At 69.7% G+C, this 15,789-nt stretch carries 15 protein-coding genes; all 15 read left to right on the top strand.

Features of this window, described 5'->3' with window-relative positions; translation table 11 throughout:
* Positions 1–29 precede the first annotated feature (29 nt).
* The 15 genes from ABFY20_RS11245 (at position 30) to ABFY20_RS11175 (ending at position 15,779) form a co-directional block, all read left to right on the top strand.
* A complete protein-coding gene (locus tag ABFY20_RS11245; RefSeq protein ID WP_368496345.1) occupies positions 30–1,616 on the top strand; it encodes a Mur ligase family protein in 1,587 nt (528 codons plus the stop codon).
* Between the two features lie 4 nt (positions 1,617–1,620).
* The gene (murF, locus tag ABFY20_RS11240) at positions 1,621–3,075 is read left to right on the top strand and encodes a UDP-N-acetylmuramoyl-tripeptide--D-alanyl-D-alanine ligase (RefSeq protein WP_368496344.1); all 1,455 of its coding nucleotides are present in this window, start codon (positions 1,621–1,623) and stop codon (positions 3,073–3,075) included.
* Entirely contained in the window at positions 3,072–4,166 is a 1,095-nt protein-coding gene (gene mraY / locus ABFY20_RS11235; RefSeq protein WP_368496343.1) for a phospho-N-acetylmuramoyl-pentapeptide-transferase, read from the top strand. The genes murF and mraY overlap by 4 nt, the downstream gene beginning before the upstream one ends.
* On the top strand, positions 4,163–5,686 hold the full coding sequence (gene murD / locus ABFY20_RS11230; RefSeq protein ID WP_368496342.1) for a UDP-N-acetylmuramoyl-L-alanine--D-glutamate ligase: 1,524 nt from the start codon (positions 4,163–4,165) through the stop codon (positions 5,684–5,686). Before mraY ends, murD begins: the two co-directional genes overlap by 4 nt.
* The gene (ftsW, locus tag ABFY20_RS11225; RefSeq protein ID WP_368496341.1) at positions 5,655–6,860 is read left to right on the top strand and encodes a putative lipid II flippase FtsW; all 1,206 of its coding nucleotides are present in this window, start codon (positions 5,655–5,657) and stop codon (positions 6,858–6,860) included. The genes murD and ftsW overlap by 32 nt, the downstream gene beginning before the upstream one ends.
* Positions 6,857–7,960 (top strand): glycosyltransferase, encoded by a 1,104-nt coding sequence (locus tag ABFY20_RS11220; protein ID WP_368496340.1) that lies wholly within the window; start codon positions 6,857–6,859, stop codon positions 7,958–7,960. Before ftsW ends, ABFY20_RS11220 begins: the two co-directional genes overlap by 4 nt.
* Positions 7,961–8,018: 58 nt before the next feature.
* Entirely contained in the window at positions 8,019–9,452 is a 1,434-nt protein-coding gene (murC, locus tag ABFY20_RS11215; RefSeq protein WP_368496339.1) for a UDP-N-acetylmuramate--L-alanine ligase, read from the top strand.
* Positions 9,453–9,499: 47 nt separating this feature from the next.
* Positions 9,500–10,603 (top strand): FtsQ-type POTRA domain-containing protein, encoded by a 1,104-nt coding sequence (locus ABFY20_RS11210; protein WP_368496338.1) that lies wholly within the window; start codon positions 9,500–9,502, stop codon positions 10,601–10,603.
* A 154-nt stretch (positions 10,604–10,757) separates the two neighbouring features.
* On the top strand, positions 10,758–11,972 hold the full coding sequence (gene ftsZ, locus ABFY20_RS11205; protein ID WP_368496337.1) for a cell division protein FtsZ: 1,215 nt from the start codon (positions 10,758–10,760) through the stop codon (positions 11,970–11,972).
* A complete protein-coding gene (locus tag ABFY20_RS11200) occupies positions 11,969–12,658 on the top strand; it encodes a YggS family pyridoxal phosphate-dependent enzyme (protein ID WP_368496336.1) in 690 nt (229 codons plus the stop codon). The genes ftsZ and ABFY20_RS11200 overlap by 4 nt, the downstream gene beginning before the upstream one ends.
* Before the next feature lie 41 nt (positions 12,659–12,699).
* Complete coding sequence (locus ABFY20_RS11195) at positions 12,700–13,209, top strand: cell division protein SepF (RefSeq protein ID WP_368496335.1); 510 nt, start codon at positions 12,700–12,702, stop codon at positions 13,207–13,209.
* 7 nt (positions 13,210–13,216) lie between these two features.
* Positions 13,217–13,522: a YggT family protein gene (locus tag ABFY20_RS11190; RefSeq protein ID WP_368496334.1), complete on the top strand. Its 306-nt coding sequence runs from the start codon at positions 13,217–13,219 to the stop codon at positions 13,520–13,522.
* A 126-nt stretch (positions 13,523–13,648) separates the two neighbouring features.
* Positions 13,649–14,296, top strand: a complete 648-nt coding sequence (locus ABFY20_RS11185; protein ID WP_368496333.1) for a DivIVA domain-containing protein — start codon at positions 13,649–13,651, stop codon at positions 14,294–14,296.
* The gene (gene lspA, locus ABFY20_RS11180) at positions 14,286–14,855 is read left to right on the top strand and encodes a signal peptidase II (protein ID WP_368496332.1); all 570 of its coding nucleotides are present in this window, start codon (positions 14,286–14,288) and stop codon (positions 14,853–14,855) included. The genes ABFY20_RS11185 and lspA overlap by 11 nt, the downstream gene beginning before the upstream one ends.
* Before the next feature lie 3 nt (positions 14,856–14,858).
* Positions 14,859–15,779, top strand: a complete 921-nt coding sequence (locus tag ABFY20_RS11175; RefSeq protein ID WP_368496331.1) for an RluA family pseudouridine synthase — start codon at positions 14,859–14,861, stop codon at positions 15,777–15,779.
* Positions 15,780–15,789: the final 10 nt, after the last annotated feature.

Here is a 15,789-nt window from a genome sequence, read left to right as displayed (position 1 = left end):
TGAGAACGAGACGAGCATGAAGGAGACCAGTGTCTGATCGGGGCTCTTCTGCTCTCCGACCCGAGCATCCGATCGCGCGCTCGCTGCCGCATCTCGTCGACGAGTTCGGCTTCGAGACCGCGGGCGCGCCGGTCTCCGACGTCGTCACCGGCATCACGTTGTCGTCTCGCGACGTGCAGCCGGGCGACCTGTACGTGGGCCTCAAGGGCCAGCGCCACCACGGTGCCGCGTTCGCGGCCGGCGCGGCCGAGTCTGGCGCCGTCGCCGTGCTCACCGACCCCGAGGGCGTCGAACTCGCCGTGGAGTCGGGATTGCCCGTGCTGGTCACCCCCGAGCCCCGACTGGCGCTCGGCGAGGTCGCGGCCTGGATCTACCGCACCCGCGAAGACCCGCCCACCCTGTTCGGGGTGACGGGCACGAACGGCAAGACCAGCGTCGCCTATCTGCTCGAGGCGATCCTCCGCCAGCTCGGCATCACCGCGGGTCTCAGCACGACGGCCGAGCGCCGCATCGGCGACGAGACCATCGTGTCGAAGCTCACGACGCCAGAGGCCACCGAGATCCACGCCATGCTGGCCAGGATGCGCGAGGCCGACGTGCGCTCGGTCGTGCTCGAGGTGTCGGCCCAGGCCATCACCCAGCACCGGGTCGACGGCATCGTCTTCGACGTGGTGGGGTTCACGAACCTCACCCACGACCACCTCGACGACTACCGCACGATGGAGCTCTACTACGAGGCCAAGCGCGAGCTGTTCCAGCCCGATCGCGCGCGCCGCGGCGTGGTGATCGTCGATGCCGAATGGGGCGGCAGGCTGGCGCAGGAATCGCGCATCCCGCTCACCACCATCTCGACCGACCCCGCCTCCGAGGCGGAATGGCACCTCACGGTCGACGAGGAGCGCGCCGACCGCACCACCTTCACCCTGCGCGGCCCCGACCACCGCGAGCTCACCACGAGCGTGCCTCTGCTCGGTGCCTACATGGCGGCCAACGCGGCGCTCGCCATCGTGATGCTCGTCGAGTCGGGCTTCGACCTCGACGCCATCGCGCACGCCCTCAACCTGGCCCACGACGACGACGGCGCCGAGATCGACGACGACGACTTCCAACCCGGCATCGACGTCTACATCCCGGGCCGCGCCGAGCGAGTCTCGGGCGACCGCGGCCCGATCGTGTACATCGACTACGGGCACAGCCCCGACGCCTTCACCTCGACACTCGAGTCGATCCGCCGGGTCACCGACGGCCGCGTGGTGATGGTGTTCGGCGCCGACGGCGACCGCGACCCCTCGAAGCGTGCCGAGATGGGTGCGATCGCCGCCCGGCTCGCGGATGCGGTGGTCATCACCGACTTCCACCCCCGCAGCGAAGACCCCGCCCTCATCCGTGCCGCGCTCATCGCGGGTGCGAAGGCCGCCGTGCCCGACGGCGAGCTGTACGAGGTCGCCGACCCGAGGGCCGCGTTCCGCGCCGCGCTCGGGCTGGCCGGCGAGGGCGACGTCATCCTCTACGCCGGCCCCGGCCACGAGGACTACCACGAGGTCGCGGGGGAGCGCATTCCCTACTCCGCCCGCGACGACGCGCGCAAGGCGCTGCACGAACACGGATGGCTCTGAACACATGCTCGATCTCACCCTCACCGAGATCGCGGAGGCGCTCCAGGGCGAACTCGTGATCACCGCTGCCGCCGCGGAGGCGGGCTTCACGCCCGGCACCGTGGTGAACGGCACCGTCGACACCGACTCCCGGCTCATCGGGCAGGGCGACATCTTCGTGGCCAAGCGCGGCGAGTTCGACGACGGGCACCGTTTCGTCGAGCCCGCCATCGCGGCGGGAGCCTCGCTCGTGGTGGTGGAGAAGCCCTTCGCCGCCGAGCACGGTGCGACGCTCGCCGTGCCGCAGGTCGTCGTCGACGACTCCGTGCTCGCGCTCGGCCACTTCGCCACCGAGGTGGTGCGCCGGGTGCGCGCCGCGGGCGATGCCGAGACCCGGCTCAAGGTGATCGGCATCACCGGGTCGAACGGCAAGACCACCACCAAGAACCTGCTGCACACCATCCTCGAGCGGCACGGCGAGACGGTGGCACCGCGCGACTCGTTCAACAACGAGGTCGGCGCGCCGCTGACGATGCTGAAGCTCACCGAGTCGAGCCGCTACCTGGTGGCCGAGATGGGCGCGAGCGGCAAGGGCGAGATCACCCGGCTCATCCGCATGGCCAAGCCCGACGTCGGCGTCGTGCTCATGGTCGGTCTCGCCCACGCGGGCGAGTTCGGCGGCATCGAGACCACGCTCGCCACGAAGACCGAGATGGTGCAAGACCTCGAGCCCTCCGATCTGGCGGTGCTCAACATCGACGACCCGCGCGTGGCGGGAATGGCCGAGAAGACCGCGGCCCGCGTGCTGTGGTTCGGCCTCTCCGACGGTGCCGCGGTGCGCGCCGGCGACATCGAGGCCACCGCTGCGGGCACCTCGTTCACCCTCCACCTGCCCGGCGGGCAGTCGCGCACGGTGCGTTTCGCCGTGCTGGGCGAGCACCACATCATGAACGCCCTGGCCGCCGCGGCTGCGGCGCACGAGCTCGGGGTCGGCATCGACGACATCGTCGACGCCCTGGAGAGCGTGGTGCGTGCGGAGCGCTGGCGCATGGAGGTGATGGGCGGCGCCAACGGCGTCACCGTCATCAACGACGCCTACAACGCGAGCCCCGACTCCATGGCTGCCGCCCTGAAGACCGTCGCCCTCATCGCCCGCCCCGATCAGCGCACCACGGCCGTGCTCGGCGAGATGAGCGAGCTCGGCCCCTACGCCACGGAAGAGCACGACCGCATCGGCCGACTCGTGGTGCGCCTGAACATCAACCGCCTCATCGTGGTGGGCGAGGCCGCCCGCGCCATCCATCTCGCCGCAGAGCACGAGGGGTCGTGGGGCGGAGAAGCCGTGTTCGTCGAGACCGCCGATGAGGCCTACGAGCTGATCGCCGCCGACACCGAGCCGGGCGAGCTCATCCTGGTGAAGTCGTCGAACTCGGCGGGCCTGCGTTTTCTCGGCGACCGCATCGCGGAGGCGAACTCGTGATCACCCTGCTCGCTTCGGCGTCGCTCTCGCTGGCGTTCTCGCTCTTCCTCACCCCGGTGTTCATCCGCATGTTCAAGCGGTTCGCCTGGGGCCAGTTCATCAACGTCGACACGCCGGATGCGCACCACGTCAAGCGCGGAACGCCCACCATGGGCGGCATCGTCATCATCCTCGCGGTGCTCTTCGGCTACTTCGTGTCGGCTCTGCTGACCGGGGAGATGCCCTCGATCTCGGGCCTCCTGGTGCTCTTCCTCATGACGGGGCTCGGCCTCGTCGGCTTCATCGACGACTTCCTCAAGGTGCACAAGGAGCGCAGCCTCGGCCTCAGCCCGGTGGCGAAGATCGTCGGCCAGGTGCTCGTGGGCATCGTGTTCGCCCTGCTGGCCATCCAGTTCCCGAACGCCCAGGGCGAGACGCCGGCGTCGACGCAGATCTCCTTCATCCGTGACCTGCCCTTCGACTTCCTCGCCTGGGGTGCCGTCGTCGGCACCATCGCCTTCGTGGTGTGGATCTGCATCATCGTCATGAGCACCTCGAACGCGGTGAACCTCACCGACGGCCTCGACGGTCTCGCGCCGGGATCGAGCATCCTGGCCATCGGCTCCTTCGTCATCATCGGCTTCTGGCAGTTCAACCAGAGCTGCGCCTCGACCACGCTCGATCAGGACGTGCTCGACAAGTGCTACGACGTGCGCGACCCGCTCGATCTCGCCGTGGTGGCCGCCACCGTGGTGGGCGCCCTCATCGGCTTCCTCTGGTGGAACACCAACCCCGCCAAGATCTTCCTCGGCGACACCGGGTCACTGGCCCTGGGTGGCGCACTGGCCGCCCTCGCCGTGCTGGCCCGCACCGAGCTCCTGCTCATCCTCATCGGCGGCATCTTCGTCATCGTCGCCGGCCAGGTGGCGGTGCAGCTGAGCTACTTCAAGCTCACGAAGGGCAAACGCATCTGGCGGGCCAGCCCCCTGCACCACCACTTCGAGATGAAGGGCTGGGCCGAGGTCACCATCGTCGTGCGGTTCTGGATCATCGGCGGCCTCTTCGTCGCCGGAGCCGTCGGCTCGTTCTACCTCGAGTGGCTCTCCCGGTGACCCGCACGCTCGACGACCTCACCAGCTGGCACGCCGACTGGACGGGTCTGCGGGTCGCCGTGCTCGGCCTCGGCGTCACCGGGTTCTCGGTCGCCGACACGCTCACGGAGCTCGGCGCATCCGTTCTCGTCGTCGCCGCCTCGGCGAAGAAGGAGTACGCCGACCTGGTGCCGGTGATCGGCGCCCGGCTCGAGCTGGCTCCCGCGGGCGAGGTTCCGGATGCGCTGGTCGCCCACGACCCCGACCTCGTCGTCGCCTCGCCCGGCTACCATCCCGACGATGCGCTGCTGGTCTGGGCGGAGGGGCAGGGCGTCCCGGTGTGGGGCGATGTGGAGCTCGCCTGGCGACTGCGCGACAAGGTGGTGCGGGCCGACGGCAGGCCCGCGGACTGGATCGCGGTCACCGGCACGAACGGCAAGACCACGACGGTGCAGCTCACCGCCTCGATGATCCTCGCGGCCGGCCACCGGGTGGCGCCCTGCGGCAACATCGGCATCCCCGTGCTCGACGCGATCCGCGACCCCGAGGGCTTCGACGTGCTCGTGGTCGAGCTGTCGAGCTACCAGCTGCATTCCACCTCGAGCATGTCGCCCTACTCGGCGGTGGTGCTGAACGTCGCCGACGACCACCTCGACTGGCACGGCTCGTTCGAGGCCTACGCGGCGGCCAAGGCGAAGGTGTACACGAACACGCAGGTGGCCTGCGTGTACAACAAGGCCGACGAGCTCACGATGCGCATGGTCGAGGAGGCCGACGTCGTCGAAGGTGCGCGCGCCATCGGTTTCGACCTCGGCACCCCCGGCCCCAGCGACTTCGGCGTGGTCGACGGCATCCTCGTCGATCGCGCCTTCCACGAGGGCCGGCGCGACTCGGCGCTCGAGATCGCGACGGTCGACGAGCTCGCACTGCGCGGGCTCGCCGCGCCGCACACGGTCGCCGACGTGCTCGCCGCGGCGGCGCTCGCCCGCAGCTACGGCGTGTCGATCGAGGCCATCCGTGAAGCCCTCGCCGGTTTCTCCCTCGACCGGCACCGCATCGAGCACGTCGTGACGGCCGGAGGAGTGACCTGGGTCGACGACTCGAAGGCCACCAACCCGCACGCGGCAGCCGCATCCATCAAGGCGTACCCTTCGATCGTGTGGGTGGTCGGGGGCCTGCTGAAGGGCGTCGACATCGACCCCCTGGTGCGGGATTCGGTCGGCGGCGAGAGCTCGCGCGTGAAGGCGGTCGTGGTGATCGGGGTGGAGCGCGGCGAGGTGGTCGAGGCCATCCGGCGACACGCGCCGGACATGCCGCTGTTCGAGGTCGACCACGATGAGACTAGTGACGTGATGGCCTCCGCGGTCGCCCTGGCGGCGGCGGCGGCCTCGCCTGGAGACGTCGTGCTGCTCGCCCCGGCGGCGGCATCGATGGACCAGTTCCGAGACTACGCCGACCGCGGCAACCGCTTCGCCCGGGCGGTCCGCAGCCACCTGGGAGGTACCGACGGTGACGAGCCTCCCGCGACAGTTCGCCCCTAGCGCGAGCCGCTCGGCCGACGGGCCGCGCGCCGCACGCATCTCGCTCGGCCAGGTGTTCACCGCGGAGTCGAGCAACTACTTCCTGCTCCTCGGCACCACGCTCTTCCTGGTGCTGCTCGGGCTCGTCATGGTGCTGTCCTCCTCGTCGATCGACTCCTACCTCGGTCGGCAGGGCTTCTTCGGCCTGTTCTGGAAGCAGGGCATGTTCGCCCTCATCGGCATCCCGCTCATGCTCGTCATCTCACGCCTCCCGGTGCGGGTGTTCAAGCAGTGGGCCTGGGTCGCGGTGTTCGTGGCGGTCGGGGTGCAGCTTCTGGTGTTCACCCCGCTCGGCATCGAGGTGGGCGGCAACCTCAACTGGATCGGCATCGGCTCGTTCAACTTCCAGCCCTCCGAGCTGGTGAAGCTCGCCCTGGTGATCTGGATGGGGATGATCCTCGCGAAGAAGGAGAAGCTGCTCGGCAGCTTCGGCCACGTCGTCATCCCCGTGCTTCCGGTGGCAGGTGGCGCGATCGCCCTGGTGCTGCTCGGCGGCGACCTCGGCACCGTCATGATCATGGGCGGCCTCGTCTTCGGTGCCATCTTCTTCGCCGGCATCCGGCTCAGGATGCTCATCCTCCCGGTCATCGCCGCCGCCCTCCTCGCGGTGCCGATCGCCCTCTCCAGCGAGAGCCGGGCCTCGCGCATCATGTCGTTCTTCACCGGCATGGGCAGCGACTACGAGGGTGCCGACTGGCAGGCCCAGCACGGCCTCTGGGCGCTCGCCAGCGGCGGGGTGTTCGGCGTGGGGCTCGGCAACTCGCGGGCGAAGTGGTCGTGGCTGCCCGCCGCCGACAACGACTACATCTTCGCCATCATCGGTGAGGAGCTCGGTCTCGTCGGCGCGGTCGTCGTGCTGCTGCTGTTCGTGGCGCTCGCCGTCGCGTTCGTGCGCATCATCCGTTCGTCGAAGGACATGTTCTCGAAGGTCGCCACGGGGGCCGTGATGGTGTGGCTGATCGGGCAGGCGTTCGTGAACATCGCCGTGGTGCTCGGCGTGCTGCCGGTGCTCGGTGTGCCGCTGCCGCTCATCTCGTCGGGAGGCTCCGCCCTGCTCACCACCCTCGCCGCCATCGGCATCGTGCTCGCCATCGCGCGCGAGAATTCGCGCGCCGAGCAGGTGTCGGGGCTGTGACCACCTACTTGCTGGCCGGCGGCGGCACCGCCGGTCACGTGAACCCCCTGCTCGCCACCGCCGACCGGCTGCGGGAGATCGACCCCGCGTCCCAGGTGATCGTGCTCGGCACCGCGGAGGGACTCGAGGCCCGGCTCGTGCCCGAGCGCGGCTACGAACTCGTCACGGTTCCGAAGCTGCCGTTCCCGCGTCGGCCGAACGGCGCCGCCCTGCGCTTCCCCGCGGCGCTGCGGCGCACGATCGCCTCGGTGGCGTCGCTCATCCGAGACCGCGGTGTCGACGTGGTCGTGGGGTTCGGCGGCTACGCGTCGGCGCCGGGGTACCTCGGTGCCCGCCGGGCCGCGGTGCCGTTCATCATCCACGAGGGCAACGCCAAGCCGGGTCTCGCGAACCGCTTGGGCGCGCGCTACTCGCCGTGGGTGGGCGTGACCTTCGCCTCGACCACCCTCCCGCACTCGACCCTCGTCGGCATGCCCTTGAGGGCCGAGGTCACCGCTCTCGCCGACCCCGGGGCCCGTGGCGCGGCAGCGGCGGAGGCGGCCGCGTTCTTCGGGCTGGATCCCGCACGGCCGACGCTGCTCGTCACCGGCGGCTCGCTCGGTGCCCGCCGCATCAACGGCACCGTCCACGCCTCGGCGCAGACGCTCGTCGACGCCGGCTGGAACGTGCTGCACATCGCCGGCGACAAGGCGGAGGTGGGCGACCCCGGCGTGCCCGGCTACGTCTTCGTGAACTACTGCGACCGCATGGAGCTCGCTCTTGCCGTGGCCGACTTCGCCGTCTCGCGCGCGGGCGGCTCGACCGTCTCCGAGCTCGCCGTCGTGGGCATCCCGTCGGTGCTCGTGCCGTACCCCGTCGGCAACGGCGAGCAGCGCTTCAACGCCCTCGACCTGGTGAACGCGGGCGGTGCGGTGCTGGTGCCCGACGCGGAGTTCACTCCCGCCTGGCTCGACAGCGAGCTGCTGCCGCTGCTCGCCGACAGCGCGCGTGTCGCTGCCATGGCCGCCCGCTCGCTCGAGGTGGGCATCCCCGACGCCTCCTCGCGACTCGCTGCGCTCGTGCAGCGTGCGTTGGGCGGGACACCCGCCCGGGGAGCGTAACGTTGATGGGGATGCCGGGCGATCCCGGGCATCGAGTGACCTGCGAAATGAGCGTGCTGTGATCAAACCCGACCTCGAGATCGACATCCCCGACGAGCTGGGGGCCGTGCACTTCGTGGGCATCGGCGGTTCGGGCATGAGCGGCATCGCACGGCTCTACAAGGCCGCAGGGCTCACCGTCACGGGCTCCGACCGCAGCGACTCGAAGACAGCGGCGAAGCTGCGCGCCATCGGCATCCCCGTTGCGGTCGGTCACGATGCCGCGCACGTCGGCGACGCCGACACCATCGTGGTGACGAGTGCCCTCTGGCCCGACAACCCCGAGTACCTCTACGCCCGCGAGCACGGGCTCACCGTGCTGCACCGCTCGCAGGCACTGGCCTGGCTGTCGAACCGGCAGCGCCTCGTGGCCGTCGCCGGAGCGCACGGCAAGACCACCTCGACCGGCATGGTCGTGACCGGCCTGATCGAGCTCGACGCCGAGCCCAGCTTCGTCAACGGCGGGGTCATCTCCGAGCTCGGCACGAGCTCCGCCTTCGGCGACGGCGAGCTGTTCGTGCTGGAGGCCGACGAGTCGGACGGATCGTTCCTGCTCTACGACACCGCGGTCGCCCTCATCACCAACGTCGACCCCGACCACCTCGACCACTACGGCTCGGTCGAGGCCGTCGAAGACGCCTTCGTGCGCTTCGCCGACGCGGCATCGGAGTTCGTCGTCATCTCCTCCGACGACGCGGGGGCGCTGCGCGTCTCGTCGCGCCTGTCGCACCAGCGGGTGCTCACCTTCGGCGAGGCCGAGGGCGCCGATTTCCGGGTGCACTCCATCGAGACCGACGGCCCGGTGCGCTTCACCGTCGACCACGAGGGCACGAGCTACCCCGGTGTGCTGAGGGTGCCCGGCCGGCACAACGCGGTGAACGCCACGGGTGCGCTGGCCGTGCTGGTGGGTCTCGGCTTCGCTCCGGATGCGGCACTGGCCGCCATCGGGGCGTTCGGCGGCACCGGGCGCCGGTTCGAACTCCACGGCACCGTCGCGGGTGTGAGCGTGTACGACGACTACGCCCACCACCCCACGGAGGTCGACGCCGCTCTCACCGCCGCCCGCACCGTGGTGGGCGAGGGGCGCATCATCGCGGTGCACCAGCCGCACCTGTACAGCCGCACGAAGCTCATGGCGGGGGAGTTCGCCGAGACCCTCGAGCGCACCGCCGACTTCACCATCGTGCTCGAGGTGTGCGGGGCCCGCGAAGACCCCATCGAGGGCGTCACGGGCGAGCTCGTCTCGTCGCGCTTCGACGACCCGTCGAAGGTCGCCTACATCGACGACTGGCAGCGTGCCGCCGACTATCTCGCCGAGATCGCCCGTCCCGGCGATTTCGCCGTCACCCTGGGCTGCGGTGACGTGAACCTGATCGTGCCGCAGCTTCTGGAGTCGCTCGAACAGGTCGAGGGTCGCTCCGAGACCTCCGACGCACCCGTCGGCGCCGAGTGAAACGACCGCCCGGCATCACCCCGCCACCGCCGCCCGAGGAGCGGCCGGTGCGGGAGCCGTCGGCGACGCCCCGCACGCCGGCGGTGACGCCGCGCCAGAAGTCCGCTGCTCCGAGGCCGAAGACGGGTGAGCGCGAGGCGCGCCGCCCCTCCTCCGAGAGCGGGCCGTGGTGGGCCGGAGTGCGCTCCTCGCGGGACGACGCGGCGGCGGGCGGCGGGCGTGTCGACTCCGACGCGACCGCGCCCCTTGACCGCCCGGCGCGCACGGAGACCCCCGGGCGACCCTTTCCCGAGGTGCCCAGGTCGACCACCGCGGGCGCGGAGCGCGCCCGGCGCAAGGCCGCGGCCGCAGGCGTCGACACCTCCGCACCGGCGCGCACCGGTGCGTCCGCACGGCGGGAGCTGCGCCGGGCGACGAGAGAGCGCCGCCGGTACGAACGCGCCGAGGCCAAGCGCTTCACCCAGCGCAGCCGGAGACGGCGGCTCGCCTGGACGGTGGTGGGTGCATCCGTCGCCGGTCTGGTGCTGCTGGTGCTGCTCGTCGCCTACTCGCCGCTGCTCGCCGTGCGCACGGTCGTGGTGGAGGGCACCTCGCGCCTGGACGCCACGGCGGTCACGACAGCTCTCGCCGACGAACAGGGCAAGCCGCTCGCGCTCGTCGACTACGGGTCGATCGAGCGAGACCTCGCCCAGTTCCCGCTCATCGCCTCCTACTCGGTGGAGGCCAGGCCGCCGAACACGCTCGCGGTACGGATCGTGGAGCGCCGGCCGGTGGCCCAGGTGCAGACCGACGCGGGCTTCGACCTCATCGACGCCGCCGGAGTGACGGTGCAGCAGTCGCCGACGCGCCTCGACGGCTTCCCCATCCTCGATCTCTCGGGAACCACTATCGGCAGCCCCGGGTTCGAGGCTGCGGCGGCCGTGCTCATGTCGCTGCCCGACGCTCTGCTGTCGCAGGTGTCGATCATCTCGGGGTCGACCCCCGACAGCGTGACGATGACCTTCGCCGGCGCCGGTCAGCGTGTGGTGTGGGGCGACGCCGACGACTCCGACCTCAAGGCGCTCATCCTCGAGCGCCTCATCGCCACGCAAGACCCGTCGGCTCAGGTCGAGTACGACGTGTCCAGCCCGCAGAGCCCCGTCATCAGGTGACACGGCGACCAGTCGAGCCTGCCATCAGCTGAGCGACACGCGGCGCGCCGCGATCGCCGCCGGGGCGCTTTCGCCTAACGTCGTCGTAGGAAATACATACTCGGAATAACTTTAACTTTCACCTTGAACTTTAAGGTTCCAGCGGAGGCCGGACGTGACTTCAAACCAGAACTACCTCGCCGTGATCAAGGTCGTCGGCATCGGCGGTGGCGGCGTGAACGCCGTCAACCGCATGATCGAGCTCGGCCTCCGCGGTGTCGAGTTCATCGCCATCAACACCGACGCCCAGGCGCTGCTCATGAGCGACGCCGACGTGAAGCTCGACGTGGGCCGCGAGATCACCCGCGGGCTCGGCGCCGGCGCCGACCCCGAGGTCGGCCGTCGTGCAGCCGAAGACCACGCCGAGGAGATCGAAGAGGCCCTCGCGGGTGCCGACATGGTCTTCGTCACCGCGGGTGAGGGCGGCGGTACCGGTACCGGCGGCGCCCCCGTGGTGGCCCGCATCGCGAAATCGATCGGCGCGCTCACCATCGGTGTGGTCACGAAGCCGTTCGGGTTCGAGGGCAAGCGCCGCGCCGCGCAAGCCGAAGACGGCGTCGCCACCCTGAAGAACGAGGTCGACACCCTCATCGTGGTGCCGAACGACCGCCTGCTCGAGATCAGCGACCGCGGCATCTCGATGCTCGAGGCCTTCTCCACTGCCGACCAGGTGCTGCTCGCCGGTGTGCAGGGCATCACCGACCTCATCACCACCCCCGGCCTCATCAACCTCGACTTCGCCGACGTCAAGTCGGTCATGCAGGGTGCGGGATCCGCGCTCATGGGCATCGGCTCGAGCCGCGGCGCCGACCGCGCGATCAAGGCAGCCGAGCTCGCGGTCGCGAGCCCGCTGCTCGAGGCGTCGATCGACGGTGCCCACGGCGTGCTGCTGTCGATCCAGGGCGGTTCGAACCTCGGCATCTTCGAGATCAACGACGCGGCCAAACTCGTGCAAGACGCCGTGCACCCCGAGGCCAACATCATCTTCGGTGCCGTCATCGACGACACGCTCGGCGACGAGGTGCGGGTCACCGTCATCGCCGCAGGCTTCGACGGGGGCGAACCCAACCCGGTGGCCCCGCCCGCTGTGGAGTCCAGGCGCGGCAGCTTCGTGGGCTCGGCCGAGGAGGTCGACCCGTTCGGGCGCGGCTCGCAGGCCTCGCCCCGCCGCGACCACAAGGGCGCGGCCGAGTCGGTCGACGAGAAGCAGGCTCCGGCCCAGAGCTGGTCGACCCCCGCCGCCGATCTCGGCCTCACCGGCGCCGTCGCTCTCGACCCTGCCTCCGAAGACGACGACTCCGACCTGGACGTCCCCGACTTCCTGAAGTGACCGAACCCTCTCTCGCCGAGCGTGTCGAGCGGGTGGAGTCCGAACTCACGGATGCCGCCCGCTCGGTCGGTCGCGCCCGCGACGAGCTGACCCTCATCGCCGTCACCAAGTTCCACCCCGCCGCCCTCGTGCGGGAGCTCTACGAGCTGGGGCTCCGCGACGTCGGCGAGAACCGCCACCAGGAGGCGCGGGAGAAGGCGGCCGAGCTCGCAGGCCTCGAGGGCCTGCGCTGGCACTTCGTCGGCCAGCTGCAGTCGAAGAAGGCGCGCCAGGTGCGGGAGTACGCCTCGGCGGTGCACTCGGTCGATCGCGACGCCGTCGTCGCCGCCTTGGCGCAGCCGGCGGAGGGGCAGGGCGCGCTCGACTGCTTCCTGCAGATCAACCTCACCGACGACCCCGCCCGCGGCGGAGCGCGGCCGGACGACGCGGTGCGCCTCGCCGAACTCATCACCGCCGCTCCCGGGCTCGAGCTCCTGGGCGTGATGGCCGTCGCTCCGCTCGACGAGGAGCCACGGGCCGCCTTCGCCCGGCTGCGCGGGGTGAGCGACGCCGTGCGGGGAGTGCATCCGTCGGCGACGGCGATCTCGGCGGGCATGTCCCACGACTTCCGCGAGGCGATCGCCGAAGGCGCGACACACCTGCGGATCGGCACGGCAATCACCGGAAATCGACCACCCCGCGATTAATCTCGGGGGTAGGAAGAAAGCAACCGCAACCGGAGGTTCTGATGGCCAACCCGCTTCGTAAGACCATGGTGTACCTCGGGCTCGCCGACGAGGAGCTCGAGTACGAGACGCCCGCCCAGACTGCGCCGGCTCAGACCGCGCCCGTCGCGCCCGTGCCCCACCCGCAGCAGAACGCCGCGCCCGCGCAGCCGTCTGGCGGCCAGGGCCGCGCAACGGTCACCCCGCTCCGCAAGTCCGTGCACACCCCGAAGAATGTGGCGCCCGCCGAAATGAACGAGATCCTCACGGTTCACCCGAAGCAGTACAAAGACGCCCAGGTCATCGCCGAGAACTTCCGCGAGGGCATCCCCGTCATCATCAACCTCTCCCAGATGACGGATGCCGACGCACGTCGCCTCATCGACTTCGCCGGCGGTCTCTCCCAGGGGCTCTACGGCAAGATCGAGCGCGTCACCAGCAAGGTCTTCCTGCTCAGCCCGGCTCACGTCGCCGTTTCGGGCGATGCAGGTGGAGAGGCTCGTGCAGAGTCCTCCTTCTTCGTTCAGTCATAATTGCTGAGTGGGTTCCCTCGTCGCCATCGTCGCGACCGTCGTCTATTTCGCGCTGCTGCTGTACTTCTTCCTGATGTGGGGTCGGTTCATCCTCGACCTCGTGCGCACAGTCCGGCGTGACTGGAGGCCGGCCGGTGCGCTGCTCGTGCTGGCCGAGGTCACCTATACGGTGACCGATCCGCCGATCAAGTTCTTCAGGCGCATCATCCCTCCGCTCCGGGTCGGGCCCATCGCGCTCGACTTCGGGTGGAGCATCGTCATGCTCCTGGTCATCATCGCTCTCTCCGTGGCAGGTTTCGTGCGCTCGGCGTAGCCTGCGCATGTATCCTGAAAAGAACGGAACCCGGCGGGTTGCCCCGTACACGGGACGTTCGCCGGGAATGTTGCTACGGTTAGCAACGCGTTATCACTGTTGTCGAAGTACTAAGGGTGGAAAACCATGGCGTTAACTCCGGAAGATGTTGTTAACAAGAGATTTTCTCAGACGAAGTTCCGTGAGGGATACGACCAGGACGAGGTCGACGACTTCCTCGACGAGGTCGTGGTGGAGCTGCGTCGCCTCACCCAGGAGAACGAGGAGCTGAAGGCTCAGCTCGCGTCCGGTGCTCCGGCCTCCGCTCCTGCAGCTGCAGCCCCCGCGCCTGCTCCGGTCGTCGAAGAGGTCGTCGAGGCCCCCGTCGTCGTCGAGACCCCGGCTCCTGCTCCCGTTGCCGCAGCCCCGGCTCCCGCCACTGACGCCGACGACGACGCAGCGTCGACCACCAACCTCCTGCAGCTTGCCCGTCGTCTTCACGACGAGCACGTGAAGGAGGGTGCCGACAAACGCGACGCGCTCATCGCCGAGGGTCACGCCACCGCAGCGCGCATCGTCGCCGAGGCCGAGACCAAGGGCCGCAACGAGCTCGCGCGTCTCAACCAGGAGAAGGCCGGCATCGAGCACCGCATCGACGAGCTGCGCACCTTCGAGAAGGACTACCGCGCCGGCCTCAAGAGCTACATCGAAGACCAGCTCAAAGACCTGACCTCCTCCAGCGTCGACGCCGACAAGGCCCCCGCCTCGTCCGGCTTCAGCGGTTTTGGCGGATAGCGGAGTCGCGAAGGCACAGCCCCGTGTTCTGATCGTCCTGGTCGTCGTCGCCGTAGCGTCGATCGCCATCGATCAGATCGCGAAGCTTCTGGTCGTCACCAACCTCCAAGCGGGTGAGGTCGTCCCTGTCGTGGGCGACCTCATCCGTTTTCACTTGGTGTTCAACCCGGGCGCCGCCTTCTCGATCGGCAACGCCTACACGTGGATCTTCTCGATCCTCGCCACCGCGGTCACCGTCTTCATCATCTGGTTCTCGAGGCGCATCCGCTCGTTCGCCTGGGCCTGGGTGTTCGGACTGCTGCTCGGTGGCACCATCGGCAACCTCATCGATCGGCTGTTCAAGGAGCCGGGCTTCGGCGTCGGCCACGTCGTCGACTTCATCACCATCCCCGTGCTGCCCGCCATCTTCAACCTCGCCGACGTGTCGATCACGGCGGCGATGGTGCTGTTCCTCGTCCTCACCATCAGGGGCATCGGCCTCGACGGGAAGACATCGCAGTCGAAGCCCGAGCTCGAGGAGCCGGCCGAAGCCGACAGCGATCCAGCCGGGCGGGGCTGAGCTGTGGAGTCGCGCACCCTTCCCGTTCCGGACGGTCTCGACGGCACCCGGGTCGACGCCGGCATCGCCAAGCTGCTCGGTTTCTCGCGCACCTTCGCTGCCGAGGTGGTCGACGCCGGGGGAGTGAGTCTCGATGGGCGTACCGTCGGCAAGTCCGACAAGCTGCGTCGCGACGGCTGGCTCTCGGTGGAGTGGACCCCGAAGTCGGAACCGCAGATCGTGCCGGTGGTCGTACCCGAGCTCACGGTGGTCTACGACGACGGCAGCATCATCGTCGTCGACAAGCCCGTCGGCGTCGCCGCGCATCCGTCCGTCGGCTGGGAGGGCCCGACCGTGCTCGGCGCACTCGCCGGCGCCGGGTACCGCATCGCCACCAGCGGTGCCGCTGAGCGCGCGGGCATCGTGCACCGCCTCGATGCCGGCACGAGCGGGCTCATGGTCGTGGCGAAGACCGAGGCCGCGTACACCTGGCTCAAGCGCCTCTTCCACGATCGTGAGGTCGACAAGATCTACCACGCCCTCGTGCAGGGCCACCCCGACCCGTTCTCGGGAACCATCGACGCCCCGATCGGCCGGCATCCCCGGTCGGACTGGAAGTTCGCCGTCACCTCCGACGGCAAGCCGTCGGTCACCCACTACGAGACCCTCGAGGCGTTCCGGGCTGCGACGCTGCTCGAGATCCACCTCGAGACCGGGCGCACGCACCAGATCCGCGTGCACATGGCTGCGCAGCGTCATCCGTGCTGCGGAGACACCATGTACGGAGCCGACCCGACGCTGTCGGCGCGGCTCGGGCTCGAGCGGCAGTGGCTGCACGCCATGCGGCTCGGCTTCGTGCACCCCGAGACGCGGGAGTACGTGCAGTTCGACAGTCGCTACCCGGCCGACCTGCAGCACGCGCTCGACGTGGTGCGCGCCGACTAGCTGGTCTCGG

The sequence above is a fragment of the Herbiconiux sp. A18JL235 genome (assembly GCF_040939305.1).
GTDB lineage: Bacteria > Actinomycetota > Actinomycetes > Actinomycetales > Microbacteriaceae > Herbiconiux.
The sequence above is the reverse complement of the archived record's forward strand: the minus strand, read 5'-3'. Positions and strand labels throughout refer to the sequence as shown.

Coding starts and splice junctions, on each gene's coding strand:
- murF (WP_368496344.1), top strand. CDS start 1,621: ATGCTCGATCTCACCCTCACCGAGATCGCGGAGGCGCTCCAGGGCGAA.
- ABFY20_RS11195 (WP_368496335.1), top strand. CDS start 12,700: ATGGCCAACCCGCTTCGTAAGACCATGGTGTACCTCGGGCTCGCCGAC.
- ABFY20_RS11185 (WP_368496333.1), top strand. CDS start 13,649: ATGGCGTTAACTCCGGAAGATGTTGTTAACAAGAGATTTTCTCAGACG.